The sequence below is a fragment of the Nocardioides sp. NBC_00368 genome (genome assembly GCF_036090055.1).
In the GTDB taxonomy this organism is placed as follows: domain Bacteria; phylum Actinomycetota; class Actinomycetes; order Propionibacteriales; family Nocardioidaceae; genus Nocardioides.
The window spans coordinates 2074655-2101432 of record NZ_CP107970.1 but is presented as its reverse complement, the minus strand read 5'-3'; the positions used below and the strand labels follow the sequence as shown (position 1 = coordinate 2101432).

General features: G+C 72.0%; 27 protein-coding genes. 14 read left to right on the top strand and 13 right to left on the bottom strand.

All coding sequences use genetic code 11. The annotated features are described in order from the left end of the window. Positions 1–35: 35 nt before the first annotated feature. Both OG984_RS10015 and OG984_RS10010 read left to right on the top strand, forming a co-directional pair. Positions 36–806, top strand: coding sequence for an SDR family oxidoreductase (locus tag OG984_RS10015; RefSeq protein WP_328531444.1), 771 nt, complete (start codon positions 36–38; stop codon positions 804–806). After that, positions 803–1795: a UDP-glucuronic acid decarboxylase family protein gene (locus tag OG984_RS10010; protein WP_328531443.1), complete on the top strand. Its 993-nt coding sequence runs from the start codon at positions 803–805 to the stop codon at positions 1793–1795. Before OG984_RS10015 ends, OG984_RS10010 begins: the two co-directional genes overlap by 4 nt. Here OG984_RS10010 and OG984_RS10005 read toward each other — a convergent pair. From OG984_RS10005 to OG984_RS09975, 7 genes are read right to left on the bottom strand one after another with little or no spacing between them, the layout of a single operon-like run. Then, on the bottom strand, positions 1755–2681 hold the full coding sequence (locus OG984_RS10005) for a glycosyltransferase family 9 protein (RefSeq protein WP_328531442.1): 927 nt from the start codon (positions 2679–2681) through the stop codon (positions 1755–1757). The genes OG984_RS10010 and OG984_RS10005 overlap by 41 nt on opposite strands. Then, positions 2681–4009 carry a D-glycero-beta-D-manno-heptose 1-phosphate adenylyltransferase gene (gene rfaE2, locus OG984_RS10000; protein ID WP_328531441.1) on the bottom strand — a complete coding sequence of 443 codons (1329 nt, stop codon included), beginning with the start codon at positions 4007–4009 and terminating at the stop codon, positions 2681–2683. Before rfaE2 ends, OG984_RS10005 begins: the two co-directional genes overlap by 1 nt. Next, positions 4006–4623 carry a D-sedoheptulose-7-phosphate isomerase gene (locus tag OG984_RS09995; protein WP_328531440.1) on the bottom strand — a complete coding sequence of 206 codons (618 nt, stop codon included), beginning with the start codon at positions 4621–4623 and terminating at the stop codon, positions 4006–4008. The genes rfaE2 and OG984_RS09995 overlap by 4 nt, the downstream gene beginning before the upstream one ends. Next, positions 4620–5852 (bottom strand): glycosyltransferase, encoded by a 1233-nt coding sequence (locus OG984_RS09990; RefSeq protein ID WP_328531439.1) that lies wholly within the window; start codon positions 5850–5852, stop codon positions 4620–4622. The genes OG984_RS09995 and OG984_RS09990 overlap by 4 nt, the downstream gene beginning before the upstream one ends. Beyond that, positions 5852–6874 carry a glycosyltransferase family 9 protein gene (locus OG984_RS09985; protein WP_328531438.1) on the bottom strand — a complete coding sequence of 341 codons (1023 nt, stop codon included), beginning with the start codon at positions 6872–6874 and terminating at the stop codon, positions 5852–5854. Before OG984_RS09985 ends, OG984_RS09990 begins: the two co-directional genes overlap by 1 nt. Further along, positions 6871–8370, bottom strand: coding sequence for an HAD-IIIA family hydrolase (locus OG984_RS09980; protein ID WP_328531437.1), 1500 nt, complete (start codon positions 8368–8370; stop codon positions 6871–6873). Before OG984_RS09980 ends, OG984_RS09985 begins: the two co-directional genes overlap by 4 nt. Next, positions 8367–10031: a carbamoyltransferase family protein gene (locus OG984_RS09975; RefSeq protein ID WP_328531436.1), complete on the bottom strand. Its 1665-nt coding sequence runs from the start codon at positions 10029–10031 to the stop codon at positions 8367–8369. Before OG984_RS09975 ends, OG984_RS09980 begins: the two co-directional genes overlap by 4 nt. 134 nt (positions 10032–10165) lie before the next feature. Between OG984_RS09975 and OG984_RS09970 the strand changes: the two genes are divergently transcribed. From OG984_RS09970 to OG984_RS09950, 5 genes are all read left to right on the top strand, one after another. Next, complete coding sequence (locus tag OG984_RS09970) at positions 10166–11125, top strand: glycosyltransferase (protein WP_328531435.1); 960 nt, start codon at positions 10166–10168, stop codon at positions 11123–11125. Between the two features lie 88 nt (positions 11126–11213). Then, positions 11214–11456: a hypothetical protein gene (locus OG984_RS09965; protein WP_328531434.1), complete on the top strand. Its 243-nt coding sequence runs from the start codon at positions 11214–11216 to the stop codon at positions 11454–11456. A gap of 39 nt (positions 11457–11495) precedes the next feature. Continuing rightward, positions 11496–11639 carry a GPGG-motif small membrane protein gene (locus tag OG984_RS09960; protein WP_328531433.1) on the top strand — a complete coding sequence of 48 codons (144 nt, stop codon included), beginning with the start codon at positions 11496–11498 and terminating at the stop codon, positions 11637–11639. Between the two features lie 90 nt (positions 11640–11729). Further along, positions 11730–11978, top strand: a complete 249-nt coding sequence (locus tag OG984_RS09955; protein ID WP_328531432.1) for a hypothetical protein — start codon at positions 11730–11732, stop codon at positions 11976–11978. 11 nt (positions 11979–11989) lie between these two features. Further along, positions 11990–13174 (top strand): hypothetical protein, encoded by a 1185-nt coding sequence (locus OG984_RS09950; protein WP_328531431.1) that lies wholly within the window; start codon positions 11990–11992, stop codon positions 13172–13174. Positions 13175–13337: 163 nt separating this feature from the next. On the opposite strand, the gene OG984_RS09945 is transcribed toward OG984_RS09950, so the two are convergent. Next, the gene (locus OG984_RS09945; protein WP_328531430.1) at positions 13338–13970 is read right to left on the bottom strand and encodes a MerR family transcriptional regulator; all 633 of its coding nucleotides are present in this window, start codon (positions 13968–13970) and stop codon (positions 13338–13340) included. A gap of 88 nt (positions 13971–14058) precedes the next feature. Here OG984_RS09945 and OG984_RS09940 point away from each other — a divergent pair, with 88 nt between their 5' ends. Next, positions 14059–14610, top strand: coding sequence for a DUF4188 domain-containing protein (locus OG984_RS09940; protein WP_328531429.1), 552 nt, complete (start codon positions 14059–14061; stop codon positions 14608–14610). On the opposite strand, the gene OG984_RS09935 is transcribed toward OG984_RS09940, so the two are convergent. The 5 genes from OG984_RS09935 to OG984_RS09915 all read right to left on the bottom strand — a co-directional run bounded on the left by OG984_RS09935 (position 14607) and on the right by OG984_RS09915 (position 20530). Then, complete coding sequence (locus OG984_RS09935; RefSeq protein ID WP_328531428.1) at positions 14607–16325, bottom strand: MFS transporter; 1719 nt, start codon at positions 16323–16325, stop codon at positions 14607–14609. The genes OG984_RS09940 and OG984_RS09935 overlap by 4 nt on opposite strands. Further along, positions 16322–17029: an LppX_LprAFG lipoprotein gene (locus tag OG984_RS09930; RefSeq protein ID WP_328531427.1), complete on the bottom strand. Its 708-nt coding sequence runs from the start codon at positions 17027–17029 to the stop codon at positions 16322–16324. Before OG984_RS09930 ends, OG984_RS09935 begins: the two co-directional genes overlap by 4 nt. A gap of 29 nt (positions 17030–17058) precedes the next feature. After that, positions 17059–18156, bottom strand: a complete 1098-nt coding sequence (locus OG984_RS09925; protein ID WP_328531426.1) for an FUSC family protein — start codon at positions 18154–18156, stop codon at positions 17059–17061. A gap of 135 nt (positions 18157–18291) precedes the next feature. Continuing rightward, positions 18292–19482: an MFS transporter gene (locus OG984_RS09920; protein WP_328531425.1), complete on the bottom strand. Its 1191-nt coding sequence runs from the start codon at positions 19480–19482 to the stop codon at positions 18292–18294. Between the two features lie 121 nt (positions 19483–19603). Further along, positions 19604–20530: a LysR family transcriptional regulator gene (locus OG984_RS09915; RefSeq protein ID WP_328531424.1), complete on the bottom strand. Its 927-nt coding sequence runs from the start codon at positions 20528–20530 to the stop codon at positions 19604–19606. A gap of 115 nt (positions 20531–20645) precedes the next feature. Here OG984_RS09915 and OG984_RS09910 point away from each other — a divergent pair, with 115 nt between their 5' ends. The 6 genes from OG984_RS09910 to OG984_RS09885 are packed head-to-tail and all read left to right on the top strand — an operon-like array spanning position 20646 to position 26684. After that, entirely contained in the window at positions 20646–21773 is a 1128-nt protein-coding gene (locus OG984_RS09910) for an FAD-dependent monooxygenase (protein WP_328531423.1), read from the top strand. 41 nt (positions 21774–21814) lie between these two features. Continuing rightward, a complete protein-coding gene (locus tag OG984_RS09905) occupies positions 21815–22786 on the top strand; it encodes a VOC family protein (RefSeq protein ID WP_328531422.1) in 972 nt (323 codons plus the stop codon). A gap of 12 nt (positions 22787–22798) precedes the next feature. Next, positions 22799–23788, top strand: coding sequence for a fumarylacetoacetate hydrolase family protein (locus tag OG984_RS09900; protein WP_328531421.1), 990 nt, complete (start codon positions 22799–22801; stop codon positions 23786–23788). After that, on the top strand, positions 23785–24501 hold the full coding sequence (locus tag OG984_RS09895; RefSeq protein WP_328531420.1) for an SDR family oxidoreductase: 717 nt from the start codon (positions 23785–23787) through the stop codon (positions 24499–24501). Before OG984_RS09900 ends, OG984_RS09895 begins: the two co-directional genes overlap by 4 nt. A 27-nt stretch (positions 24502–24528) precedes the next feature. Beyond that, positions 24529–25701, top strand: coding sequence for an alpha/beta hydrolase family protein (locus tag OG984_RS09890; RefSeq protein WP_328531419.1), 1173 nt, complete (start codon positions 24529–24531; stop codon positions 25699–25701). Then, positions 25698–26684 carry a cyclase family protein gene (locus OG984_RS09885; RefSeq protein ID WP_328531418.1) on the top strand — a complete coding sequence of 329 codons (987 nt, stop codon included), beginning with the start codon at positions 25698–25700 and terminating at the stop codon, positions 26682–26684. The genes OG984_RS09890 and OG984_RS09885 overlap by 4 nt, the downstream gene beginning before the upstream one ends. Positions 26685–26778: the final 94 nt, after the last annotated feature.

Genomic DNA, 26778 nt, shown 5'->3' with positions numbered 1-26778 from the left:
GTCAGACGCACCAGACGCCCTCTGAGAGGAACACCATGAACGGAACCAACGGCACGAACAGTCTCGACGGCAGGGTCGCACTCGTGACCGGTGCCGGGAGCGGCCTGGGACGGGCGACGAGCCGGGTGTTGAGCGTCTCCGGAGCGTACGTCGTGGTCAGCGACCGCGACCCCGAGGCCGCCAAGGAGACCGTCGAGCTGATCCGAGGTGAGCCTCGGCGGGGTGAGACCGAGGCCGTCGACCTGGACGTCACCTCACCCTCGGCCGCCGACGAGACGGTCGCCGACCTCTCCGCGCGGTTCGGGAGCCGGTTCGACCTGCTGATCAACAATGCGGGCACCGACCGTGGCTCGGACCTGGTCGACATCGAGGACGACCAGTGGGACGACGTCTTCGGCGTCAACGTCGACGGCCCGATGCGGCTCTCCCGTGCTTTCGTACGTCACCGGCTGGCGCTCGAGGACGGGCCGAAACAGCCCGTGGCTGACATCGTCAGCATCGCCTCGATCAGTGCGCTGACGGTGGGGGCGGGTGCTGCTGCGTACAACTCCTCCAAGGCCGCGCTGCTCAAGCTCACCGAGGTGATGCAGACCGAGGCGCGTGAGCGGGAGTGGCCGGTCCGGGTGAGTGCGATCAACCCGGCGGCGATGGCCACGCCGATGATGGACCAGTGGGGACTGGCGCCGGAGCGGATGATGGACCCGACGATCGTGGCGGAGCTGATCCGGTTCGCGGTGACGCTTCCGGAAGAGGCCTGCCTGCAGAGCGCCGTCGTCATGTTGCGGAACGAGGGCTATCCGCGATGAACGACTGGGAGGAGTCGTTGCGAGGGGCCCGGGTGGTGGTCACCGGCGGAGCCGGCTTCGTCGGGTCGTGGCTGAGCGAGCGTCTTCTGGACGCCGGGGCGCAGGTGTGGATCGTCGACAACCTGCTGACCGGCTCGGCCGACAAGATCGAGCACCTCTTCGGCCGGCCGGGCTTCGCGATCACGATCGCCGACGCCAGCCATGCGATCCCCGACCCCGGCGGGGTCGACCTGGTGATGCACCTGGCCTGTCCGGCCTCTCCGGTGCACTACCAGCGGCTGCCGCTGGAGACGCTCCGGGTGGCGAGCGAGGGTACGGTCAACGCGCTCGAGCTGGCTGACCGCCACCACGCGCGGTTCGTGCTCACCTCCACCTCCGAGGTGTACGGGGAGCCCGAGGTGCACCCGCAGCGCGAGGAGTACTGGGGCCACGTCAACCCGATCGGCCTCCGCAGCGTCTACGACGAGGGCAAGCGGTTCGCCGAGGCGACCACCATGGCATACGCCCGCGAGCGCGGCGTCGACGTCGCGGTGGCGCGCCTCTTCAACACCTACGGTCCCCGGATGAGCCTGGACGACGGCCGGGTCGTGCCGGCCTTCCTCGGCCAGGCCCTGAGCGGGGAGCCGCTGACGGTCGCCGGCGACGGCTCGCAGACCCGGTCGCTGTGCTGGGTCGAGGACACCGTCGAGGGCCTGCTGCGACTCGCCTGCGCGGATGTGGCGGGACCGGTCAACATCGGCAACGACCACGAGGTCACCATGCTCGAGCTGGCCCGGATGATCATCGAGCTGACCGGCTCCGAGTCGCGGATCCACCACGTGGCACTGCCGGCCGACGACCCGCACGTACGCCGCCCCGACCTGACCCGCGCCCGGCTGCTGCTCGGCTGGGAGCCGGAGATGTCCCTCGAGGAGGGGCTCAAGCGAACCGCACGCTGGCGCGAGGACGTCACCCCCGAGCCGACAGCATACGCAGCGCCGCGTCGTTGACCTCGTCGACGCGCAGGCGCAGCAGGGCCGGGTCGGTCACCGCGGCGTGCGGGTCGCCGAGGCCGTCGCCGCGCCAGAGCGCGATGTGAGGGCCAGGAGGCGGTCCCCAGCGCGAGGGCGGGGTCGGTCCGAACAGGACGACCGACGGTGTACCCAGGGCCGATGCCAGGTGGGCGACGCCGGTGTCTCCGCTGATGAGCAACCGGGCCGCGCCGACCAGGGAGGTGAGCGCCATCAGGTCGGTGCTGCCCGCGACGTTCGCCTCGGCCGGGAGACCGGCCCGTGAGCGTACGTCCTCGGCAAGGTCGCGCTCGGCGGGAGAGCCGGTGACCAGGACGGGCGCGCCGGTGAGCGTCATCCGGGTGGCGACGGCGGCGAACCGGTCCGTCGGCCAGCGGCGGCTCCCGGAGGCGGCGCCGGGATGGATCAGGATCGCGTCCGGCTCGGGAGGCGGCTCCAGACCGGGAGGGGGGAGGCGGACGTCGTCGGGATCAGCGGTGGTGTCCGCGTCGAGCGACTCGGCGAGCAGCCGGCACCAGCGGTGGCGCTCGTGCTCGTCCGGGTCCCAGGCGGGCCCACCGGGCTCGTCGAAGCCGATCAGGCGGCCGGGGTCGAGGACCCGGAGCAGGTCGCGGGAGGCGGGACCGTTGCCGTGCAGGTCGATGGCCAGGTCCGGCGGCGGGCCGGTCCAGGCGACCGGCTCGAGCTCCTCGGTGGCGATGACCTCGTCGGCGACGGCGGCGAGGGTGATCAGCCCGGTCTGGGCGGCGGGAGCGGCGAGCACGATGCGGTGGCCGGGCAGCGCCCGGCGGAGCATGCGGAGCGCCGGCACGCCGGTCAGCAGGTCACCGAGGCCCAGCGCGCGATAGACGAGCGCCGTCCGCATCAGACCGGCATCGCCCTCGCGGTCTCGATGAGTGAGGTGGTGGAGTGGCCGTCGTGGAAGGGCACCACGACCGTCCGCCCGCCCCAGGTCGCCAGCAGGTCGCACTCGGGGAGGTCGTCCTCGGCATAGTCACCACCCTTGACCCAGATGTCGGGGCGGAGGCGGGCGAGCACGTGCATCGGGGTGTCCTCGTCGAAGACGACCACGTCGTCGACGCAGTCGAGGGCGGCGAGCAGCCGGGCGCGGTCCCGCTCGGGGACGACCGGGCGGTCCTCGCCCTTGAGCCGGCGCACGGAGTCATCGGAGTTGAGGCAGACGACCAGGCGGTCGCCGAGCCGCCGTGCCGCCTGAAGGGTGGCGACGTGCCCGGCGTGGAGGAGGTCGAAGCACCCGCCGGTGGCGACGAGCGTGCGGTCCGTGGTCCGCCGTTCGGCGGGTGCGAACGAGCCCGCTCCGCCAGCGGCCACGAAGTCACCGGCCGCCTCGACGGCGGTCTTCACGGCGACCTCCGTCGCCGAGGTGCCGGTGAGACTCGCCGTCACGGTGGCCGCGAACCGGTCGCCGGCACCGCAGGTGTCCCGCGGGCCGACGCGGCGGGCGGGGATCGCGGTCGGCGTCCCCTCGCCCTCGGCCAGGACGGCGCCGTCCGCGCCGAGAGTGACGCAGACGGCCCGGGCTCGCCAGGCGTCCCTCAGGGCGGCCGCGTGCTCGCTCGCGCCCGCGCCCGTACCCGTGCCCGCAGCCTGTCCCGCGAAGGTGGCGGCCTCGGCCCGGTTGGGAGTGGCCAGATGTACGCCCGGGATCGGCGCCTCCCCGCGCGGATGCGGGTCCCACACGACCGGCGTCGAGGTCGTGGCGATGCTGCTCAGGGCGCGGCGGAGGTTGTCCACGCTCGTCAGCCCCTGGCCGTAGTCGGAGACGAGGATCGCATCGGCCGCGCCGATCGCGTCGAGGGCATCGGCCGGGACCGGCTCGATCGGACCGCAGCCACCCTCGTCCAGGCGCGCGACCGGCTGCTGCTCGGCGATGATCCGGCGCTTGACCGGAGTCGTGCCGTGCTGCGGGACCGCGAGGACCGTGATCCCGGCGTCGCTGCACAGCTCGTGGATCCGCGAGCCCGCCGCGTCGGCCGCCAGCGCGGTCACCAGGACGACCTCGTGGCCATCGGCGGCTGCGAGGGCCGCCGCGAGGCCGGCGCCACCGGGACGCAGCCGCTCTCGGGGGTCGTCGATGACCGGCGCGTCCGCCTCCGGCAGCCGGCGGCGTACGTCTCCGGTGACGTCCACGTCGAGCAGGACGTCGCCGACGATGACCATCCGGATACTCATCGCAGTGCCTCCAGGTCCTCGGTCGAGACCTGCGCCGGGACGCCGACGCCGAGCTCGCGATCGAGGGCGGCGCACATGATGTGCAGCGCGACCAGGTGCATCTCCTGCACGGTGGCGGTGTAGCGCGCTTCGACGGAGCAGTGCTCGTCGGAGAGGTCGGCGAGCGGGTTGGGGAGCGGGCCGGTCATCGACCAGACCTGCAGCCCGGCGCGCCGTCCGCGGCGGGCGGCGGCGAGCAGGTTGCCGCTGCGTCCGCTGGTGGACATCAGGACGAGCACGTCGCCGGGCCGGCCGTGCGCCTCGACCTGACGGGCGAAGAGCTCCTCGGGCGGGTAGTCGTTGCCGATGGCGGTCAGGCTGGAGGTCTCCGCGGAGAGACAGATCGCCGAGAACGGTGCGCGGTCCTCGCGATAGCGGCCCACCAGCTCGGCGGTCAGGTGCTGGGCCTGGGCTGCGCTGCCGCCGTTGCCGGCCGCGAGGAGCCGCCCGCCGGACTCGAGGACGGGCGCGAGACGCACACCCCACCGGTCGGCGATGTCGACGCAGCCGTCGAACCTCCGCAGAGTCTGGCTGAGCTCGGCGAGGTGCTCGTGGGCACATGGGGTCGTGGTCATCGGACTGCCTCCTTCGCATCGATGGATCGGGTGGATCTGACGGGTCGGGTGACCCGCTCGTAGAGGTCCTCGGTCGCAGCCACGACGTGGCGCCAGTCGTAGCGCTCGACCGCACGCCGCCGCCCGGCCTCGCCGTAGCGCCGCCGTCGGTCGGGGTCGCGCATCAGCGCCGCCAGGACACGCGCCAGCTCGACGGGCTTCCTCGGCCGCACCAGGTCGCCGGTGACGCCGGGCACCACGGTGTCGAGCAGCCCGCCGACGGCCGTGCCGACCACCGGGCGGCCGCAGGCCATCGCCTCGACCGGGACGATCCCGAAGGGTTCGTACCAGGGCACGCTGACGACGGCGTCGCTGCTGCGGATCAGACCGGGCACGTCGTCGCGGTCGACGCTGCCGAGGAAGGTCGTCCGGCCGGCGACATGGTGGTGCTCGGCGATCCGCCGCAGCCGCTGCGCCTCCGGGTCGGAGTCGAGGTCCTTGCGCGACGGGCCGCCCGCGACGACCAGCTCGACGTCGAGCCCCTCGTCGTGGACGAGATGGGCGAAGGCCTCGATCACGTTGCCGAACCCCTTGCGGGGCACCATCCTGCCCAGGACGAGCAGCCGCAGCCGGTCGGCGAGGCGGCCCGGTCCGGGCCGGAACAGGTCGGTGTCGACACCGCACGGGATGATCGTCGCGCGGCCGTCGGGCAGGCCGAGACGGCGAAGCTCGCGGACCTCGTCGGTGCAGGTCGCGATGACGGTGTCGGCCTCCGCGCACAGCCGCCGCTCGTGTCCGATCCGCTCGGGCGGGCTGGTGTCGGCCTCGCCCTGCTGGCGGCGCTTGACCGATCCGAGGGCGTGGAAGGACTGCACCAGCGGGACGCCCTGCTGCCGGACGCCGGGGACCGAGGCCAGCCCGCTCATCCAGAAGTGGGTGTGGACCAGGTCGGGCGGCTCGAGGAGCCAGGCCTCCTGCAGGTGCCTGGCCAGCTCCGGGATGTAGGGGAGGAGGTCGTCCTTGGCGACCTCGGCCGGCGGGCCGGCCCGGACGTGCTCGACCACGTAGCCGTCGGTCCGGACACGCGCCGGCGTGCCGAGGTCGTCGCGCCTGGTGTAGACGGTCACCTCGTGACCGCGCTCCGCCAAGCCGGCGGCCAGCGCGGCGACATGGACGTTCTGACCACCGGCGTCCTCACGACCGAGGGCGGCGAGCGGGTTGGCATGTTCAGAGACGAGTGCGACGCGCATCAGCGGCTCCTTCCCACGAGATCGGGTGGACGTACGCCGAGGGTGCCGAGCGCGTTGACGACATGCTCCGGCGTGACGCTTGTCAGGCACGGGTGCCCGGGCACCGGGCACTCCCGGGCGCGGGTGTCGCGACAGGGAGCGTGCTGGTCGCCGAGGAGCACACGGTCGACGCCGTAGGGTGCCCAGCGCTCGGCGCTGATCGTCGGGGCGTAGAGCGAGACGACCGGGGTGCCGACGGCTGCGGCCAGATGGGCGGGGCCGGTGTTGGCGACCACCACCGCCTCGGCCCGGGCGAGGACGCCGGCGAGCTCGTCGAGGGCGAGCTCGCCGCCCAGGTCGGTGCTACGGCCCCCGGCGACGTACGCCGTCAGCCGCCGTTCCGCGGGGCCGCCGGTCACGACGACACCGATCCCGAGCGCGCTCAGCCGTCGGCACAGGTCACGGAAGCCGTCCGCCGGCCAGGCGCGTGCTGGTGCCGAGGTGCCCGGATGGAGGACGACGTACGGAGCCAGAAGGTCGTTCGGAGCCCGGCCGGCCCTGACCGCGAGCCGGCCGTCGTCGCCGTCGGGCAGTCGGCCGCCGCAGGCGATGGCGACCGCGAGCGCCCGTTCGGGCTCGGGGATGTCCTCCTCGACGCGCACCCGGTGGTCGAGCAGCGAGCCGGGATAGTCGGTGCTCACCGCGGCCAGCCGGCCGATCCCGGCGAGCCTGAGGACGAGTGCGGTCGGTAGCGGCGACTGGTGGAAGCTGGTCAGGATCACCGCCCGGTCGAACAGCCCGGCCTCGAGCCGTTTGCGCAGCAGGTCGACCTCGTCGGCATCGACCGGTGGCGGGTCCGCGGCGATCCACGGTGCCTCCCAGCACAGCACCTCGTCGACGCCCGGCAGCAGCTCGGCGGCCTCGCGGCCGAGCGGGCCGCACAGCATCGTCACGTGGTCGCTGGTCGCGGCCATCGCGCGCACCGCCGGGCCGGCGAGAAGCACGTCGCCCATCGAGTCAAGGCGTACGACGAGGGTCCTCACCACACGCCTCCCAGCATCAGGTCGACGGCCTGGACGAGGCCCACCGCGGTGCGCGGGGCTGCGTCGATCTCCTCGCGGCGGGTCCGCAGCGTCGGGACCAGGCAGCCGCTCACGCCGGCGTGCTTCGCGGCATCCATGTCGCTGCCGATGTCGCCGACCATGATCGCCCGGTCCGGATGTACGTCGGTGCTGACGAGAGCGCGTTTGATCAGGTCAGGGGCGGGTTTGCGACACCCGCAGCGGTCGTCGGGGGAGTGCGGGCAGCGGAGCACCGCCTCGAACGGGCCGAGGAGCTCGACGACCCGCTGGTCCACGGCGTCGACCTGCTGCTCGCTGATGACGCCTCGGCCGATGCCGGACTGGTTGGTCACGATCATGAGTCGTACGCCCTCCGCACGGAGCCGGTCGAGGGCCTCGCGCACCCCGGGGAGCGGGCGTACCAGGTCGGGGTCGCCGTTGTAGGGCACGTCCTCGATCAGGGTGCCGTCCCGGTCGAGCAGGACCAGCTCCGGGATTCCTCGCCACGGCGTCGCGCGATGGTGGCGACGTACGCCCCGGAGCAGATGCCAGGTCGCCGCCGCCGGGATCGCGGCGCTGGTCAGCAGCATGCGCCGGATCTCGGCGGGAGTCCGCGGACCGGGCGCGATGCGATGCCAGGCGAGCTCGGCGGTGCCCGCGAGCCACCCCAAGGCCCCGGCCCTGGCGAGCAGGCGCCGTCGCGACAGCAGGCCGGCGATGGCGAGCGCCCCCGCCGCCGTGGTGGCCAGGTGGGCCTTCCGGCGCCCCTCGGGAGCCTTCGCGCGCTCGTGCCAGCCCGGTCCGTGGACGGCCCGCATCAGGATGTCGTCGGCATTGCCCGCCTGGGCACGCAGGCTGGCCCAGTCGTCGGAGGGCCGCACGGGGTGGGTGACGTGGCGGCTGCCGGCGACGATCCGGCCGCGGTCGGCGCCGAGGCGCAGAGCCAGGTCGGCGTCCTCACGGAAGGCCCGCTGGAAGCGCTCGTCGAACCCGCCCACCGCGGCGATCCGGTCGCGGCGGTAGCTCATGTCGGCGGTGATCCACGCCGACGTCTCCAGGCTCGCGGTGCCGCGCTCCCAGTCGGTGGGGCGTCGATCCTCGGGAAGCGGGACGGTGAGCCGGCCCTGGCTCCCGACGATCTCCTGCTCGGGGTAGTCCTCGAGCAGACGCAGGTCGGCGATGAGGTCGCGATACCAGGACACGTCCGGCACCACGTCGTCGTCGAGGAACGAGACCCAGGGCGTGCGGGTGTGCCGCCAGCCGATGTTGCGGGCGCGGGCCGGGCCGCCGCCTCCGGTGCGGATCACCTCGACGTCGATCGACCGGTCGCCGACGATCAGGTCTTCGCCGTCAGGGCGGTCGTCGACCACGAGCACGGGGTGGTGCAGCGGCACCGTCTGCCTCGCCAGCGCGTCCAGCAGCACGCCCAGGCTCGGTCGGCCGACGGTCGGGATGACGATGGTGGTGTCGATGGTCATGGATTCGTCCTTGCGCGGCGTACGACGAACGGGCCGATGGCGAGCAGGTCGATCGGTGCCGACCCGAAGCACTCCAACGCGTCCCGCGGCGAGTCGACCATCGGCCGGCCCGCGGTGTTGAGGCTGGTGTTGACGACGACGGGCAGCCCGGTCCGGGCCTCGAACTCGGCGAGCATCCGCGCCACCAGTGGTTCCTCCTGAGGGTCCACGGTCTGGACCCGGGCGGTGCCGTCGACGTGGGTCACCGTCGGGATCAGCGTGTGCCACTCCGCGGTGACGTCGTGGACGAACAGCATGTAGGGCGAGGGCAGCGGTCCGCGCTCGAAGATGTCGGCCGCGCGCTCGGCGAGCACCATCGGCGCCACCGGCCGGAACTGCTCGCGGCCCTTGACGTCGTTGATCCGCTCGAGGTTCTCCTGGCGGCCGGGGTGGGCGAGCAGCGAACGGTGCCCGAGCGCGCGGGGCCCGAACTCGCTTCGTCCCTGGAACCACGCGACGATCCCGTTGCCGGCCAGGCTCTCGGCCACGGTCGCGGCCAGGTCGCGGGGGCGCTCGTAGGCCACATGGGCCGTACGCAGCGTCGCCTCGATCTCCTCCTCGGACCACTCGCGGCCGAGGGCGGCGCCCGGCATGGGCTCGAGGCGGTCGCCCTGGTCGGCAGCGATCTGCAGGGCCGCCCCGAGCGCCGTGCCCGCGTCGCCGGCGGCAGGCTGGACCCAGATGTTCTCGTACCCGCTGCGCTCGACCAGCCGGGTGTTGGCCACGCAGTTGAGCGCCACCCCGCCGGCGAGGGTCAGGTGGTTGCCGCCGGTCCGTGTGCGGAGCCACCGGGCGAGCTCGACCAGCACTTCCTCGAAGCGCAGCTGCACGCTCGCGGCCAGGTCGGCATGGTCGGCGGTCCAGTCCTCGCCGGGCCTCAGCCGTGGTGCCAGGGCGGACCAGTCGATGGGCTCGGTGATGAAGCCGCCGTCCCCGGTGAGCCGGATCCGCTCGGTGAGCTCGTCCATCCGGTGGCCGCTGGAAGCGAACGGCTTGCCGTAGGAGGCGAGCGCCATCACCTTGTACTCGTCGTTGGCGCGCAGGAACCCCAGATGCTCGGTGAGCTCCTCGAAGACCAGGCCGAGCGAGTGCGGGAGCTCCTGGGTGCGCAGGGTCATGAGCGACCCGTTCTGGTCGTAGCGCCCGGCGAGATGGCTGTGGCACTCACCGCGGCCGTCGAGGACGAGCACGTCGCTGCCCTCGGCCACGTACGGCGAGGCCAGCGCCGCGGAGGCAGCGTGGGCGACGTGGTGGGGCACGAAGCGTACGTCGTCCCGGTCCAGGCCGGGCAGGACGTTGGTGAGGAAGTCGGCTGCGTGCGAGGCGTACGCCTGGCGCAGGCCGTCCCACGGGTCGTGCAGCCCCATGTCGGCCGCCGGCCGGGCCAGGGAGCAGTCGTAGGAGTACGCCACGGCGTCCAGGTCACCCGGCTCGAGCCCGGCCTCCTCCAGGCACCATCGGATGGCGTGGTCGGGGAGCTCCCAGGCCGCGAACGGCACCGGCCGGTGGCCGTGCTTGCGGCGAGAGAAGCGCTCCTCCTCGGTCGCCGCGACGGTCCTGCCGTCGATGACGAGCGCTGCGCTGGGGTCGTGGAAGAGGGCGTTGACGCCGAGGACCTTCATCTGTGCTGCCTTCCGGACCGGATAGGGATGCGAAGTGGTTCCCGTACCCGACGCGAAACGCTTTGAGTCGCCTCATCGCCGAACTTGTCCTGCCCCGCCGCATCACCGAAGGTGCTCCCGGGCACCGAGGGGGAATGAGAATCCTGATCTGGCACGTGCACGGCTCCTGGACGACGGCGTTCGTGCACGGTCGCCACGACTACCTCCTGCCGACCACGCCCGACCGCGGCCCCGACGGGCTCGGCCGGGCCCGCACCTGGGACTGGCCCTCCTCCGCCCGCGAGGTGAGCATCGAGGCGCTCGCGGAGGAGGAGGTCGACGTCGTCGTCCTCCAGCGTCCGCACGAGGTCGAGCTGGCCGAGCAGTGGCTCGGCGGACGGCGGCCCGGTCGGGACGTACCGGCCATCTACCTGGAGCACAACACCCCGGCCGGTGCCGTGCCCGACACCCGTCACCCGATGGCGGGCGGCGACATCCCGATCGTGCACGTCACCGGCTTCAACGACCTCGTCTGGGACTGCGGCGGCACCCCGACCACCGTGATCGAGCACGGCATCGTCGACCCGGGCCGTCGCTACACCGGCGACATCGAGCGCGCCGGGGTGGTCGTCAACGATCCGGTACGCCGAGGCCGCTCGGTCGGCGCCGACCTCATCCCGGCGCTGGCCGAGGGCGTCGGCGCCGACGTCTTCGGCATGCGCGTCGAGCGCCTGCCCGACTACCAGGGTCTGCGGACGTACGAGAACTACTCGCAGCAGGATCTGCACGACCACCTCGCGCGACGACGTGTCTACGTCCACCTCAACCGCTGGACGTCGCTGGGGCTCTCCCTGATCGAGGCGATGCACCTGGGCATGCCGGTCGTCGCCCTGGCCACGACCGAGACCCCCCTCGCGGTGCCGCACGAGGCCGGCTTCGTCACGACCCGCCGCGACGAGATCGTCCCGGCCGTACGCCACCTGATGAAGGATCCTGACGTCGCCGAGGAGGCCGGGCTCATCGGGCGCCGTCACGCCAGGAGGCGCTACGGCCTCGACCGGTTCCTCGACGAGTGGGACGACGTGCTCCGCTGGGTCGCCAGCAGCGGCAGTTGAGGACGGTCAGGCCGGGAGGGTTTGCCGGGGCGCGGGGTGGGTACCGGGTGGGACGTACGCAAGAGAGAACTCATGAGGAGTGATCCGCATGACCACGAAGAGCGTTGAGACCGGAACCGTCACGGGTACCCCTGACAAGGACTACAACCTCATCTGGTTCACCGAGGCCTGCCTGGACAACGCGCTGCGTCTGAACACCTACATCGAGGACGCGCGCCGTTCGAAGGACACCGACCTGGAGGACCTGTTCGTCCGCGCCCAGGCCAACTCCGTTCAGGGTGCCGAGGAGGCGAAGGCACTGCTCCGTAGCCGCTTGGACGGGAACGTCTGAGCATCCCCCGCAACAACTACACACCGAGGTGAGATCAAGATGGCATTAATCCTATGGCTGATCGCGGCAGTCCTGGTGATCGGCGGAATCCTTGCGCTGGTCCGTGGCCAAATCCTGTGGGGAGCTGTCCTCATCGTGGTCGGTCTGTTGGTCGGCCCCGGTGGGGTGAGCATCTTCACCTAGAGACTGTGCGGCCCGGTGCCCTCGAGGGGCCCCGGGCCGCGCGGTGTCCGGAGTGAAGTCCGGTGATGAAGTCGATGGAGAGGACCGATCATGGGTAAGTGCGCCACGTGCGGCAACGAGTACGACGAGAGCTTCGAGGTGACCACGGCCTCGGGTGAGCACCACGTCTTCGACTCGATCGAGTGCGCGGTGTCCGTGATCGCGCCGGTGTGCGTCAACTGCGGCACCCGCATCCTCGGGCACGGCGTGCAGAACGAGCAGCACATGTTCTGCTGCGCGCACTGCGCGCACGAGGTCGGAGTGACCGGTGTGAGCGACCGGGTCACCAGCGGCTCCTGACGGCGGCCCGGATGACCCGAGATCTCGCCGCGGACCTGCTCCGGCACGGCTACCATGCGATCCCCGACGCCCGCCGCCGGGCCGGCGACCCGCCCGCCTGCCCTGTCAAGCTCCTCGGGGACGATGCGCTGGTGGTGAGCGGTCCCGCCTCCGTACGCCGTTTCTACGACCCCTCGCTCATCCGACGCACCGGCGCGGTGCCGGTCCCGCTGGCCGCCCTGCTCTTCGGTCGTGGCGCGGTCCACGGCCTCGACGGCGAGGAGCACCTGCTCCGCAAGGCGCACTTCCTCGCCCTGCTCGACGATGCCGACACCACCCTCCTGGATCTCGTACGCCGCCACCTCGGCTCTGCCCTGGCAGAACGTCGCGGCGAGACGGTGAGGGTGTTCACGCTGCTGTCCGAGGTCTACGCCCGGGCGGTCCTGGAATGGGCCGGCATCACGGTGCGCAACCCCGGCCGGGTCGGTCGGCGGCTGGCCGCGATCGTGGACGGGTTCGGCTTCTCGGGCACGTCCTACCCGACGGCGTGGGCGGCTCGGCTCTGGGCCAACCGCTGGGCCCGGGAGCTGATCCGCGAGGCGCGGGCGGCCCGGACCCCACCCTCGACACCTGTGGAGGTCATCGCCGCCTGGCGGGACCCGAACGAGGAGCTGTTGCCGGTCGCGGTGGCCGCCGTCGAGCTGCTCAACGTGCTCCGTCCCGCCGTCGCGGTGGCCTACCTCGGCACCTTCGCCGTCCAGGCCGTCGACGACGAGCCGCGGCTGCGCCCGTCGCTCGCCGAGGATGCCTCGCAGCGCCATGCCTTCACCCAGGAGGTACGCCGCATCTTTCCGTTCGTCCCGGCGCTCGCCGGGGTCGCGCGGCAGCATGCCGACTGGGACGGCCAGATCGTCTCTCCGGGGCAGCGGGTCGTCCTCGACGTCCCCGGGACCAACCTGGACCCCGGATCGTGGTCCGCCCCCTACACCTTCTCGGCCGGGCGGTTCGTCGGCCGTGACGTCGACGCGTTCGAGCTCGTGCCGCAGGGCGGCGGAGACCCGGCCGAGGGCCACCGATGCCCCGGCGAGCCTTCGACGATCGCGATGATCTCCGCCACCGTCGAGATCTTCGCCGCTGCCTCCTGGAGCGTCGTCGACCGCGGGAGCACCTATCCGCGGATCCCCGCCCGCGAGCGTCTGCAGATCCGGGTCGGGTAGGCCGTGTCTCCCAAAGACACGGCGGCCGCGAGCGGCGTTTCGGGCCGATCTGGCAAGGCGTCCGCCGTGAAGGCATCCTGGAGGCTGTCGAGCGGCGGCAACGCAGCCAGATCGGATGCGAAACGTCGCGTAGCGGGCGTGGATTTGGGAGACACGGCCTAGGTCAGCGGCGCCCAGCGAACCGCAGTGCGCTGTGGTGCTCGTGGGCCAGTCGGCGCAGGCAGAGCAGGAACTCGCCGAGGACGACCTGGCCCAGCACCATCTGCTCCATCATGGCCTCGCGGTCCTGGGTGGCGTCGATCTGGTCGAGCTCGTAGGCGGCCATCGCGTCCACGAGGGGCAGGTAGGTCGCCGCACCCTCGGGATCGGTGGGCAGGCCGCTGTCGAGGATGACGCTGATGATGCCGGCGAGGCGGTCCCGCTCGGGGGCGTCGGGTCTGACCTTCGTCCACCCCGCCCGATCGACGATCTGGTCGGCGAGCTCGCGGAGATGGAGGTCGCTGGTCTCGGGGACGGTCGTCTCGGTGCGGAGCGCGTCGCAGGCCTTGCCGAACATGTCGTGCACCGACGCGCCGCGATCCTGGGTCGCGTCGACCAGTGCCTTGAGCGCTCCGACCGGGACGGCGCCGACGTCGCGCAGCACGCGGAGCAGGCGCAGCCGGCGTACGTGCTGGTCGTCGTAGTCGGCCAGGCGCTCGGAGATCTTTCTGCCGGGGGAGAGGAGGCCCTCGCGCACGTAGTACTTGATCGTCGCGACGCTCACGCCGGTGGAGTCGGCGAGCTCGGAGATCCGCATGGTTCCTCCCTGAAACCGGTTGACACACCTGCTGGATAGGAGCACTATCCTAGACTAGATACTGTCACTATCTAGCGAGGAGACGGGGATGTCCAAGATCGCCAGGGCCTACCGGGAGGCTCCGAAGAACGTGCCGAGCGGCGTCACGCCCGGCCACCGCGTCGCCGATGTCGGCACCGGCGAGGTCGTCGTGTTCCTGATCGGGATGCGCGTCAACCGCTGGCGCAAGGTGCGCAGCTGGTTCCCGGTGCTGGTCGCGATGCCACGGATGCTCGCCGAGCTCGCCAAGAACCCGGACCTCGGGCTGCTCTCGGCGCGCAGCTACTGGTCGGGGAGGGTGCTGATGACGGTGCAGTACTGGCGCAGCGTCGAGGAGCTCGGCCGGTTCGCCAAGGACCCGTCGCTCACCCACGCTCCGGCCTGGACGGCCTTCAACCGGCGCGCGGCCTCGACCGGCGACATCGGGATCTGGCACGAGACCTACCGGGTCCCGGCCGACCAGGTCGAGACGCTCTACGGCAACATGCCGACGTTCGGTCTCGGAACCGCCCTCGGAGTGGTCGAGCGGGCCGGCGGGCGTCGGAACGCGACCCACGAGCGGATGGGCTCCACCCGCCCGGAGTACGTCGAGACCTCCTAGAGCGCGGTGACGGTCTCGCTCGGCGACAGTGCCCGGGTCGGCGCGCCCCGCAGCAGCACCACGGAGAGGACGGCGGCGATCGCGGCGCAGACGGCGGCCCCGGCGAAGACCGTGTGCTCCTGGGCGATGGCGGCGCCGATGAGCAGGTCCTGGTAGTCCTGGCACATGCCGCCGCCGGTGCAGACCGAGGACAGCGACGGCAGGTCGGCCTGGGCGGCGTAGTAGCTGCGCAGGCCGATCGTGGTCAGCGCCGAGATGCCGACCAGCATGCCGACCATCCGGGCCACCACGGTGAAGGACGTGGTCAGGCCGTGCATCGACTGCGCGGTGGTGGCCAGGATCGCGGCGTTGACCGGCGCCAGGGCGAGACCGAAGCCGAGGCCGCCCGCGACCAGCACGACCGTCGCCGCGATCGAGCGCAGCGCGTCGGCGTCCCAGCGAGCCATGAACACGAACGCCACCGCCGCCAGCAGCATCCCGGCCCCCGCGATCACCCCCGCGGGCAGCCGCCGGGTCAGGAAACCGCCCGCGACGGCGCCCACCGGAAGCGCGACCAGGAACTCCAGCAGCACCAGCGCGGCCTTGAGCTGGCTGTCGCCGTAGATCGTGGTGCGGGCGAAGAGGGGCACGTCGATCAGTGCGGCCACCAGCGCCGCCCCGACGAAGAACGAGATCAGCACCGAGCCCCAGGCGGGCGTCCGGGCGAACGCACCGCGCGGCACGATCGGGTCCTGCGCCCGGCGCAGGTGGAAGACGAAACCGAGCAGCGCCAGCCCGCCGGCGACGAGGTACCAGACGCCCTGCTCGGAGAAGACCGCCACCTCGGGGTCGGCGGTCGCGAAGGCCAGGATCACTCCGGCCAGGGCGATCGAGAGCAGCAACGCCCCGAGGAGGTCGACCTCGGCGGTGATCCGGCCCAGCACGCTGCGTACGCCGGGCCGCAGGCCCCACTTCAGCACGAAGCCGAGGGTGGCGATGATCGTGATCAGGCCCAGCGGGGTCAGCCAGCGCGTCGACCCGGCCGCAGGCACGTAGAGCGCGCCCCAGGTCAGGTCCTGGACGAGGGCCGCCGGCTCGATCGCCAGCAGCACGAACGCGATGCCGGCGAGCAGCAACAGCAGCAGCGCGATCAGGTCCGGTCGGGTGGACCGGGCGAGCGCCGGGTCCGAGCGGCCCAGTCGCCGGATCGTGACCGCCAGCACGACGCCGACGACGAGGTTGAGCAGGAAGATCGCGCGCCAGTCAGCGACCGCCAGCACACCCGCCCCGATCAGCGGTCCGAGCACGGAGCCGAGCTCCTGGACCGCCGAGACCAGTCCGAGCGGGACCCCGCGGCGCTCGGTGGGGTAGAGCGCCGCGACCAGGGCGAGGGTCGCCGGGACCAGCGCGCCACCGCCCAGCCCCTGGAAGAACCGGCCGACCACCATCGCCGCCAGGTCCCACGACAGCGCGGTCAGGAACGAGCCGAAGGCGAAGACCACCAGGCCGCCGACGAGCACCGGTAGGTGGCCGAGGAGGTCGGCGAGGCGTCCGATCAGCGGCAGCACCGCGACGTAGCCCAGCAGGAAGCCCGAGATCAGCGGCGCGGCCCGCTGGAGCTCCTCGATCGAGAGCCCGACGCCCGCCATCATGTCCGGCAGCGCCAGCACGACGACGTAGGTGTCGGCGGCGGCGAACGCCACCGCGATCGCGGCGAGCCAGAGGATCACCCTCACGGCTTGGCGATCTCCTTCTCGACGTCGTACTCGGTGATGTCGATCGTGTAGGAGTACGCCGCCTCCCCCTCACCGCTGAAGTGGCCCTCGATCGTGGCCTCGGTGAGCTCGTCGGAGTTGTTGATGATGTAGGTGACGTCGAAGTCGCCCGCCGCGCCGGCCAGGATCTTCTGGACCGCCGTGTCCGGCAGGGTGCCGGTGTAGGTCGAGAGGATCTCGTCGTTGTCGGCGCCGCCGCGCACCGACTTGCCGATCTTCACGTCCTCGGTGGCCGAGAGCAGCGAGGAGATGCCGGTCTCCGGCGCGATCAGCGCGGCCGGGTCGGGCACGCCGTAGTCGGCCGGGTCGAGCTCCTGGAAGGCGGTCGTGAACGGCAGCTTCGCGTAGACGACGCCGTCGACCGAGACCACGTCGACCTGCGCCTCGGCGCCCATCACCGGCACCGTGAGCTTGCCCTCGAACGCCGGCTCGCGGGTCAGCGTGCCGGTGGCGGCCTTCAGCGTCGTGATGCCCTCGGGCAGGTCGTCGGAGGCGAGCGAGAAGTTGATCCCGCTCGTCTCGTCGAGGTGGCTCTTCGCGGCCGCGAGCACCTGCTTGGGCGTACGTCCCTTGGCCGGGTCGTCCTCGCCGCAGGCGGTCATCACGAGAAGCGCGGCCAGAAGGGCGAGGAGAGCGAACGCGAGGCGGGGCAGGCTCAGGGGCATGCTGGTCAGAATGCCACGTCCGGCAACCCTCACGGTGTCCAGGTGGCCTCCTCGGCGGTGCTGACCGGGCGTGGAGTCTCCAGGCACCGCCGGATGGTGGTGACGATGCTGCCGGCGGTGAAGAGCTCGTTGTCGGGCGAGTCGCCCACGCGTACCTCCTGGATCCGGTCGACGAGCGCGGACAGAGCGTCCTGCGCGTCCGCCTTGACGTCCGGGTCCGCGGTGCGCCCGTCTCCGGACCGGACCAGGTCCGCGAGAGCGAACAGTGTTCGCGCCGTGTGCGGCCGCAGCTCGGGGCCGAGCCCGACAAGATCGTTCTCCGCCCGCTCCTCCTCCTCGAGAAGCTGGGTGAGCTCCTCGACCAGGAGGCACACCCTCTCCAGGCTGGCCGCCTGCTCGAGCTGTCGTTCCAGACGGAGTCGGTGGGGCTCTCGACGCCTGTTGGCGCGGGCCGCTTCCACGACGAGCTGTCGGGCCGCACGCATGTTCTGCACGGCTGGCTCCAGCTGCGCCCGATGTTCGCTCCACTCGTTCTCGGTCGGCGGCCTGCCCTCGTGCAGCGCCTGCGCGAGCCGCCGGAGTTGGACGAACACCTCTGCGCGTACGTCGGTGATCGCCCGCTCCATCGGCGCGAGAGGCAGCTGTGGGAAGAGCACCGTCATCAGCACGCCGATGGCAGCCCCGATCAGGGTGAGTCCGCCGAAGGCGCTCACGAACGCCACCGGATCCTCGGTGCCGATGATCAGGACGAACAGGGCTGCCGTCGGGACCCAGTGGCCGGTGTCGTCGAGCCAGCTCCAGGTCCCCGCGATCGTTCCCACCGCGATCACCAGCGCCACGGTCGCGGGACTGGGCGAGAGGACCGCCCCGACCGCCAGGGCGATCGCCGAGCCCAGCCAGATGCTGACGATGCTCTGGACGGACTTGCGTACCGAGCCCATCACGGTCGACGACATCGCCACCACCGCGCCCAGGGGCGCATAGTAGGGGAATTCCCCCGCCGGCCCCGGGAAGACGGCGCCGACCCAGAAGGCGATGGCGCCGGCGGCCCCAGTCGTCAGGGTCTGCCCCCACGGAAGCCGCCGTGCCCGCGCGGCCACGGTGACAGGTGTGAAGGCAACGGTCATGGCATGCTCCCTCTGCGGTGACGGCCGGCCTCGTACGGTCGACTGATCTGGTGCCCGGACCGGTACCCGGGGAATGCCGGTTCCTCACCTCCGCGACGCGAGGAGGAGCTCAGCCGATGGATCGAGCTCCTTGGTTCAGGCGGCGAGGGCGACGTCGCGGGTGAGGACGCGCCGAGTGAGGAGGGCGACGAGGATGGCGACAGCGCCGACGAGGACGACGGCGGCGCCGAGGCCGCCGAGGGCACCGGTGAAGGCGACGACCAGGAGCGGGCAGACGAACTCGCCGAGGAACAGGGCGGCGGTCCACAGGCCGGTGCCGCGGCCGCGCTGCTCGAAGGTGAGCCCGGACTGTGCCCACACCAGCAGGGTGGGCAGCATCAGGCCGGTGCCGGCCGAGGCGATGACAGCGCCGAGCACGATGACCAGCACCACCGAGGTGGCCCCGAGCACCACCAGACCGATCCCTGCCAGTCCGAAGGCGATCGGCAGCAAGGTGGCGGTGCCACGGCTCGAGACCCGGCCGAAGGCGTACGCGCCACCGGCTGTCGCGAGCGAGGCGAGCGCGGTGAACGCGCCGATGGTGGGCACGGCGGTGATCCCGGCCGCGTCGAGCACGTAGGGCAGCTCCACGATCGGGGTGTAGAAGACGATGCCACCGATGACGCTGACCGCGCACGGCAGCGCGAGGGCGCGGGTGGGCAACGGTGGGAGGGGTGCGCGCTCGCCGGCCCGGGTGGTCTCGCCGGCGGGCTGCCAGATGAGTGCCGCAGCGAGGACGAGGAAGAGCAGGCTGGAGGCGTAGAGCCAGAACGGGGTGCGCCAGTCCTGGGCACCCAGCGCACCGCCGAGGGCGAAGAACACGGTCGCCGACAGCGACGCGAACACGGTCTGCATGCCGAGCCAGCGGTCGCGCTGGGTGCCGGAGAAGTAGTCGGAGATCAGCGTCGTGCAGCAGGTCATGATCGCGGCCTCTGCGACGCCGACCCCGGCGCGGCTGAGCACGATCGCGGCGAGACCGTCCAGCCACAGCGGCGCGGTGCCGAAGACGGCGTAGACCACCAGGCCGGTCAGCAGCAGTCGCTTGCGACCGAACCGGTCCACGATGCGGCCCGCGAACGGCGCCAGCAGCGCGATCATCAGCGCCGGGACGGTGAGCGAGAGCGGCACCAGCGCGGTCGCCGCGCCGCTGTCGCCGAAGTGGTCCTGCATCCGCGGCAGGACGGGAGCGAGCAGCACGGCGCCGAGGACGGGCAGGCAGCTCATGAACATCAGCAGGAAGCCCTGAGGGCGTCCGGCTCGCCGGGATGGCGCGATGGTGTCGGGCATGGGGTCTCCCACGGTCGGCCGAGATGATGTGACAGCAGTCACAGAATCGTCGGAGACGCGGAAGGTATTGCGGAAGCCAAACCTGCTTCTGTCGGGTATCAGCCCCGTCGATGGTTTGGGGTCAGTCCGGCTGGCCCAGCTGCGCCGCGGCACGGGCCATCATCCGGCGCAGCCAGCCGTGTCCCGGGTCGGCGCGGTGGGCGGGGTGCCACCAGAACGCCTCCTTGAGCGGGAGGACGTCCCAGGGGCAGTCGAGGGTGCGTACGCCGGCGGCGCCGGCCAGCCGGGCGGCGAGCTGTTGCTGCAGCAGGGCGACCCGCGGGGTCCCGGCGACCAGGAACGGGACCGGCAGGAAGCTCTCGGTCACCACGTGGACGTCGGGGTCGACCCCGATCATGCTGAGCTGGCGTACGGCCGGGGTGAAGGCGGTCGGGGCATGGTGCGTGACGACCCACGGCATCTCGGCGAGCTGCTCCATGGTGATCTCGTCGCCGACGGCGTCGTTGTCGGCGGAGACGACCAGCACCCAGCCGTCGGTGTGGAGCTCGACGGCGGGCACGTCGTGGACGAAGCCGTGGGGGAGGATCATCCCGTCCACGTGTCGCAGCGACTCCGGCGCCTGGTCGACGTCGTTGTGGGTCTGCAGCTGGAACCGCAGGCGTACGCCGGGGGCGTCCCGCGCCACCTCGGTGGCGAGGTGATCGCCGAGGACGGTGGCGGAGTAGTCCGAGGCGACGACGGTGAACTCGCGGGTCGAGGTCGCCGGGTCGAAGCCGGGCTCGGCCTCGAAGACCCGGCGAACGCCGACGAGCGCTGTCGTCGTGGTGCCGCGCAGCTGGGTGGCCAGGGGTGTGAGGTCGTAGCGGTTGCCGATGCGGACGAGGAGCTCGTCGCCGAAGTGGCGCCTCAGGCGTCGCAGCGCTGCCGAGACCGCCGGCTGGCTCAGTCCCAGCCGCTCCGCCGCGCGGGTCACGTTGCGCTCCTCGAGCAGTGCGTCCAGGGAGAGCAGCAGATTGAGATCGAGGTTGCGGAGCGGATCGACGGCCATGCTCCGACTATAAACACCATGTATAAGCGGGATAGGAGATCTGCTCTTCCTGAATAGTTTCGCGGAAGTCAGAGTGGTGCTCGTCACTCCACCCCCGCACCTCCAGGGAGATCTCATGCCCGCCATCAGCTCGGTTCTCGTCATCGGCGCCGGAACCGCCGGAACGGCGACCGCGATCCTGCTCGCCGAGCGCGGCGTCTCGGTCGACCTCGTCGACGCCAAGCCGGATCTCTCCGCCCTCGGCTCCGGGATCACGCTGCAGGGCAACGCGCTGCGCGTGCTCCGCGACCTAAGCGTGTGGGAGCGGGTGCGGGCGGAGGGCTACGGCTACGACACCCTCGGGCTGCGTGCGCCCGACCCGGCCGGGACCCTCCTGGTCGAGCTCGAGGACCACCGCACCGGCGGGCCGGATCTGCCGGCGACGATGGGGATGTACCGGCCCGCGCTGGCCCGGATCCTCCTCGACCGCGCCGTCGCGGCCGGCGCCAAGGTGCGGTTCGGGGTCTCCCCAGCGGGCATCGAGCAGGACGCAGCGGGCGTCGACGTCGCCTTCGCGGACGGCTCGCACGGGCGCTACGACCTCGTCGTCGGCGCCGACGGGGTGCGGTCGTGGACGCGTCGGGCGATCGGGATCGAGGTCGAGCCCGAGCCGGTCGGCATGGGGATCTGGCGCGCCTTCACCCGGCGCCCGGCCGACGTCACCCGCACCGACCTCTTCTACGGCGGACCGTCCTACATCGCCGGCTACTGCCCGACCTCTCCGGACTCCCTCTACGCCTACATCGTCGAGCCGGCCCAGGACCGGGCCGACCTCTCGCCGGCGGCGGGCCTGGCGGTGATGCGCGAGCTGGCCGAGGCGTACCACGGGCCGTGGGACGAGATCCGCGCGTCGCTGACCGACGCCGAGCGGGTGAACCACACCCACTTCGAGAGCCACGTCGTCGACGGCCCGTGGAACCGCGGCCGGGTCGTGGTCATCGGCGACGCCGCCCACAGCTGCCCGCCGACCATGGCCCAGGGCGCGGCCCAGGCGCTCGAGGACGCCGCGGTGCTCGCCGAGCTGCTCACCGGTCTCGACGATCTGGACGCCGTCTGGCCCGCGTTCACCGAGCGCCGGCTGCCGCGCGCGAAGGCCGTCGTCGAGGCCTCGCTCCAGCTCTGCACCTGGCTGAAGGCGCACGAGCGCGGCGACGTGCCCGGCCTGATGGCCCGCGTCGCCGACCTCGTCAGCGACCCGGCCTGACCTCATCCACCTCACGAACCTGCCTCACGAAGGAGAACACCGTGACCATCATCGACCCCGCCGTCGAGACCCCGCCCGCCGAGCGGCTGATCACCCACCTGCGCCACGTCGACCTGGCCGTGCCCGACTACGAGCGGCAGCTGGAGTTCTACACGAACACCTGGAAGCTCACGGCCGAGACGACCGACAGCGGACTGGCGTTCCTGGCCGCGGAGGGCTCCCCGGAGCACTACTCCGTGCGCCTGCGCCGCGCCGACGACAAGCGGCTGGACCTGATCGCCTTCGGCGCGGCCAGCCCGGCCGACGTGGACGCGATGGCCGAGCGGCTCGGGCGCGCCGGCGTGAAGCTCGTCAGCGAGCCCGGCCCCGTGCTGACCCCGGGCGGCGGCTACGGGTTCCGCTTCTTCGACAACGACGGACGTACGGTCGAGGTCTCCTGCGATGTTGCCGTGCGGCAACATCGACAGATCGAGGAGGGGGAGTCGGTCCCGGTCAAGCTCTCCCACGTCGTCATCAACTCGCCGAACCCCGAGCAGACGGTGGCGTTCTACCAGCGCCACCTCGGCTTCGCGCTCTCCGACACCCTGATGCACCCGCGGCTGGGCTCGATGATGTGGTTCCTGCGTACGAACACGTTCCATCACAGCCTCGCGGTCGCCCGCGGGCCGCACGTCGCCCTGCACCACGCCTCCTTCGAGATGCGCGGCCTGGACGAGTACATGCGCGGCACCGGACGGCTGCTGCGCGCCGGCGTGGAGAAGATCTGGGGGCCGGGGCGGCACCTGGCCGGCAACAACACCTTCAGCTACTTCCTGGACCCGCACGGCAACACGATCGAGTACACCACCGAGCTCGAGGAGCTCGTCGAGGATACCTGGCACCCGCACCTCTACGACTTCAGCGACCCCGAGGTCACCGACCAGTGGGGCACCGCCAACCCGATGAACGAGCTGATCGCCGGCAAGTCCTTCAACGACCCGGACAAGGGCGTCTTCGTCGCCCCGCCGGTCTGAGAAGGGGGCCGGATGAAGCTCGCCACCTTCCTCGACCGAGGTCTGCGCGTGCCCCGCGTCGGCCTGGTCACCGACGACGGCCTGCACCCGTTCGCCGTCCGGCACACCATGCGCTCACTGATCGCCGCGGGGCGCGACGTGCTCGACCGTGCCGCCGACCATGCCCGGGCGGCGGACCCCCTCGACCCCGCCGACGTCGAGCTGCTGGCGCCGCTGGAGCCCGCCTCGGTCCGTGACTTCGTCGCTTTTGAGGAGCACGTCGAGGGGGTCCGCCGCTCGGTCGACGGCGCGGTCGGTGTGCCCGATGCCTGGTACGACGCCCCTGCCTTCTACTTCACCAACCCGCACGCGATCCTCGGGCCGGATGCGGAGGTCGCGTTCCCGGCGGCCTGCGAGGCCCGGGACTTCGAGCTGGAGGTCGCGGTGATCATCGGCTCCGAGGGCCGGTCGGTCGCGCCCGAGGAGGCTGGGACGTACGTCTTCGGCTACACGATCCTCAACGACTGGTCGGCCCGCGACCTGCAGGGTCGCGAGATGCAGGTCGGTCTCGGGCCGGCGAAGGGCAAAGACTTCGCGACCACGCTCGGGCCGTGGATCGTGACCGCCGACGAGCTGGAGCCTCACCGCGACCAGGACGGTTTCCTCGACCTGCTGTGCACGGTGTCGGTCAACGGCACCGAGGTCGGCCGTGACCGCCTCTCGAACATCGGCTGGACCTTCGAGACGATGATCGCGTACGCCTCCCGCGACTCCCGTGTGGTCGCCGGCGACGTCCTCGGCTCGGGCACCGTCGGCAACGGCGGGTGCCTGGCCGAGCTCTGGGGTCGTCGTGGCGCGCAGGAGCCGAAGCCGCTGCAGCCCGGTGACGTGGTCACCCTCGAGGTCGAGGGGATCGGCACCCTCACCAACACCGTCGTGCTCGCCCCGTCCGCTTTCGAGCTGCCGCCGGTGCGCCGCCGCGACGGTGCGGCCCGGGCCGCTGCCCGCCAGGCGTCCCGATGAGCTCGCTGGCCGGACGTACGGTCGTCGTCACCGGCGCCGCCTCGGGGATCGGCGCGGCGGTCGCCGCCGCTGTCACCGCGGTCGGCGGGGCGGTGGTGGGCGTCGACCGCGACTCCGCGCCCGGCGTACGGGCCCTCGACGTCCGCGACGAGGACGCCTGGGCCGAGCTGGCGAACGAGCTCGCCGGGCCGATCCATGGGCTGGTGAGCTGTGCCGGTGTGACCCGGCGCGCCCGGGTCGGCGCGGCGAGCGTCGCCGACATGCGGGATGCCCATGACGTCAACGTGCTCGGGCCGCTGCTCGGCATCCAGGCGCTGGTGCCGCTGATGCCGGCCGGCGCGTCGATCGTCACCATCGGCTCGCTCGCCGCGCTGCAGGGGCACTATCCGGTGGCCTACACCACCAGCAAGTGGGCCGTTCGCGGGCTCACGCACACCGCGGCACTCGAGCTGGGGGAGCGGGGGATCCGCGTCAACGCCGTGCATCCCGGCTTCATCGAGACCGCGATGACCGCCTCCGCGCCTGACGCGTTCCGCGAGGCCTCGGTCGCCGCGGCCCCGCTCGGCCGCGTCGGCACCCCCGAGGAGGTCGCATCGGTCGTGGTCTTCCTGCTCGGTGACGGGGCGGCGTACGTCACCGGTGCCGAGATCCCCGTCGACGGCGGGGTTGCCTCGCACGCCGGCGCCAAGCCCCTCTCCGACGCGCTGCGCTGAGATCCATCACAACCAAGAGGACAAGAGATGTTCGAGTACTTTCCCGGCAACTACGTCTGGAACCTGGGCGTGGTCGCCACGCTCAACTCCGGCGGACTGATCGACGAGGTCGACCGCGCCTGCCGGCCGCTGCGCGAGCTCGCCGCGCAGGGCTCCGACGTCGGCACCGCCGAGTTCATGGCCGCCTGGCGCCGCGTCGCCGACCAGCTCGAGGAGCAGGCCGGCGAGGCCGAGAAGGCCGGCCACCGGCGTACGGCGGGGCAGAAGCTCTTCCGTGCCTCGGTCTACGTCTCCCAGGCCGAGCGGATGCAGAGCGCGAAGGACCCGGGCCGCAACGCCGAGTACCAGCGCAGCGTCGACCTGCTCGTCCGCTTCTTCGAGCTGCTCGACCAGCCGACGGTGAAGGTCGCCATCCCGTACGCCGAGGACGGCCGTGAGACCAGCCTGCCCGCCTATTTCCACCCGGCGAACGCCGACGGCCGCCCGGCGCCCGTCATGATCGTGTGGAACGGGCTCGACTCGACCAAGGAGATGATGGTCGGCTCCGGCGTCCACACCGAGCTGGCCGCGCGTGGCATCTCGACGCTCATGGTCGACTGCGGCGGCGCCGGGGAGGCGCTGCGCCTGGACGGGCTCACCGCTCGCGTCGACACCGAGGCTTGGGCCGCGGCCTGCGTCGACTGGCTCGAGACGCGCTCGGACGTACGTGCCGACCGGATCGGGCTCGTGGGCTGGTCGCTCGGTGGCTACTACGCGCCTCGCGCGGCTGCGTACGAGAAGCGGCTGGCGCTGTGCGTGGCCTGGGGTGCCAACCACGACTGGGGCGCGGTGCAGAAGCGCCGCCTCGACCGGGAGGGAGAGAACCCGGTGCCGCACTACTGGGACCACGTGCTGTGGGTGTGGGGGCAGCCGGACATCGACACGTTCATCCGGTTCGCCGAGGACGTCAACCTCGACGGAGTGGTCGAGCAGATCACGGTGCCGTTCCTGATCGCCCACGGTGAGAACGACCGGCAGATCCCGCTCTCCTACGCCCATCGCTCCTACGACCAGGCTGTCAACAGCCCCAAGCGTGAGCTGAGGATCTTCACGCCCGAGGAGGGCGCCACCGAGCACATCGGCCTGGACCACCTCCCGCACGTCACCGGCTTCATCGCCGACTGGGTCGCGGACACCTTCGCCGAGCTGGACGCGTCGTGACCGTCCTGGATCGCAGTGATCCCGAGGGCGAGATCGCCAAGACGGTCGCCCGGGTCTCCAACTGGGGCCGCTGGGGCGAGGACGACGTCCGCGGGACGATGAACTTCCTCACCGACGCGAAGCGGGTCTCGGCCGCCGGGCTGGTCCGCACCGGCCGGTCCTACTCGCTCTCGCTGCCCTTCGACATGGACGGGCCGCAGAACGGCTGGCGGCGGCGTACGAATCCGGTGCACACGATGCTCGACACCGGCACCGACGCGGTCGCCGGAGTCCAGGGCTTCCCGCACGGGATCGGCGGCGCCGACGACGTGATCGCGATGCCGCTGCAGTGCTCGACGCAGTGGGACGGCCTCGGCCACATCTTCGACCACGGGCGCGCCTGGAACGGCCGCCCGGCGGAGGCGGTGGTGACCTCGCTGGGCGATGGTGTCACCGGGATCGAGACGGTCGCCGACGTCGTCTGCGGCCGCGGGGTGCTGCTCGACGTCGGTCGCGCGGTCGGCACCGACGGTGAGCTCCCCGACGGCTTCGCGATCACCGAGGAGCACCTGGAGCAGACGATCCGCGCCCAGGGCGCCAGTGCCGCCGTCGGCCGCGGCGACATCGTCCTCGTACGCACCGGGCAGCTCACTCGCGCCCGCCGGGGCGTCGCGGCCGGACAGGGCTGGGGCGGCTACGCCGGGGGCCCTGCCCCCGGGCTGTCGTTCACCACCGCCGACTGGCTGCACCGCACCGAGATCGCCGCGATCGCCACGGACACCTGGGGCTTCGAGGTGCGGCCCAACGAGTTCGATGACGCCTTCCAGCCGCTGCACCAGGTCGCGATCCCGCACCTCGGGCTGTTCCTCGGGGAGATGTGGGACCTGGACGGCCTGGCGGACGCGTGCGCGGAGGACGGTCGCTACCACTTCCTGCTCACCGCGGCACCGCTGCGGGTGACCGGAGCCGTCGGAGCGCCGGTGAACCCGATCGCGCTGCGCTGAGGGTCGGGATGCTCACCGAGTTACCTCGGTGAGCATCCGCTTCCCTCGTGGAACTCCGCGAGGGAAGCGTGCGTCGACCGAGTTACCTCGGTGA

Bases quoted from the DNA above. Each gene is read 5' to 3' on its own strand.
- OG984_RS10015 (WP_328531444.1), top strand. From the start codon at position 36: ATGAACGGAACCAACGGCACGAACAGTCTCGACGGCAGGGTCGCACTC.
- OG984_RS10010 (WP_328531443.1), top strand. From the start codon at position 803: ATGAACGACTGGGAGGAGTCGTTGCGAGGGGCCCGGGTGGTGGTCACC.
- OG984_RS10005 (WP_328531442.1), bottom strand. From the start codon at position 2,681: ATGCGGACGGCGCTCGTCTATCGCGCGCTGGGCCTCGGTGACCTGCTG.
- rfaE2 (WP_328531441.1), bottom strand. From the start codon at position 4,009: ATGAGTATCCGGATGGTCATCGTCGGCGACGTCCTGCTCGACGTGGAC.
- OG984_RS09995 (WP_328531440.1), bottom strand. From the start codon at position 4,623: ATGACCACGACCCCATGTGCCCACGAGCACCTCGCCGAGCTCAGCCAG.
- OG984_RS09990 (WP_328531439.1), bottom strand. From the start codon at position 5,852: ATGCGCGTCGCACTCGTCTCTGAACATGCCAACCCGCTCGCCGCCCTC.
- OG984_RS09980 (WP_328531437.1), bottom strand. From the start codon at position 8,370: ATGACCATCGACACCACCATCGTCATCCCGACCGTCGGCCGACCGAGC.
- OG984_RS09975 (WP_328531436.1), bottom strand. From the start codon at position 10,031: ATGAAGGTCCTCGGCGTCAACGCCCTCTTCCACGACCCCAGCGCAGCG.
- OG984_RS09970 (WP_328531435.1), top strand. From the start codon at position 10,166: ATGAGAATCCTGATCTGGCACGTGCACGGCTCCTGGACGACGGCGTTC.
- OG984_RS09965 (WP_328531434.1), top strand. From the start codon at position 11,214: ATGACCACGAAGAGCGTTGAGACCGGAACCGTCACGGGTACCCCTGAC.
- OG984_RS09960 (WP_328531433.1), top strand. From the start codon at position 11,496: ATGGCATTAATCCTATGGCTGATCGCGGCAGTCCTGGTGATCGGCGGA.
- OG984_RS09955 (WP_328531432.1), top strand. From the start codon at position 11,730: ATGGGTAAGTGCGCCACGTGCGGCAACGAGTACGACGAGAGCTTCGAG.
- OG984_RS09950 (WP_328531431.1), top strand. From the start codon at position 11,990: ATGACCCGAGATCTCGCCGCGGACCTGCTCCGGCACGGCTACCATGCG.
- OG984_RS09945 (WP_328531430.1), bottom strand. From the start codon at position 13,970: ATGCGGATCTCCGAGCTCGCCGACTCCACCGGCGTGAGCGTCGCGACG.
- OG984_RS09940 (WP_328531429.1), top strand. From the start codon at position 14,059: ATGTCCAAGATCGCCAGGGCCTACCGGGAGGCTCCGAAGAACGTGCCG.
- OG984_RS09930 (WP_328531427.1), bottom strand. From the start codon at position 17,029: ATGCCCCTGAGCCTGCCCCGCCTCGCGTTCGCTCTCCTCGCCCTTCTG.
- OG984_RS09925 (WP_328531426.1), bottom strand. From the start codon at position 18,156: ATGACCGTTGCCTTCACACCTGTCACCGTGGCCGCGCGGGCACGGCGG.
- OG984_RS09920 (WP_328531425.1), bottom strand. From the start codon at position 19,482: ATGCCCGACACCATCGCGCCATCCCGGCGAGCCGGACGCCCTCAGGGC.
- OG984_RS09915 (WP_328531424.1), bottom strand. From the start codon at position 20,530: ATGGCCGTCGATCCGCTCCGCAACCTCGATCTCAATCTGCTGCTCTCC.
- OG984_RS09910 (WP_328531423.1), top strand. From the start codon at position 20,646: ATGCCCGCCATCAGCTCGGTTCTCGTCATCGGCGCCGGAACCGCCGGA.
- OG984_RS09900 (WP_328531421.1), top strand. From the start codon at position 22,799: ATGAAGCTCGCCACCTTCCTCGACCGAGGTCTGCGCGTGCCCCGCGTC.
- OG984_RS09895 (WP_328531420.1), top strand. From the start codon at position 23,785: ATGAGCTCGCTGGCCGGACGTACGGTCGTCGTCACCGGCGCCGCCTCG.
- OG984_RS09890 (WP_328531419.1), top strand. From the start codon at position 24,529: ATGTTCGAGTACTTTCCCGGCAACTACGTCTGGAACCTGGGCGTGGTC.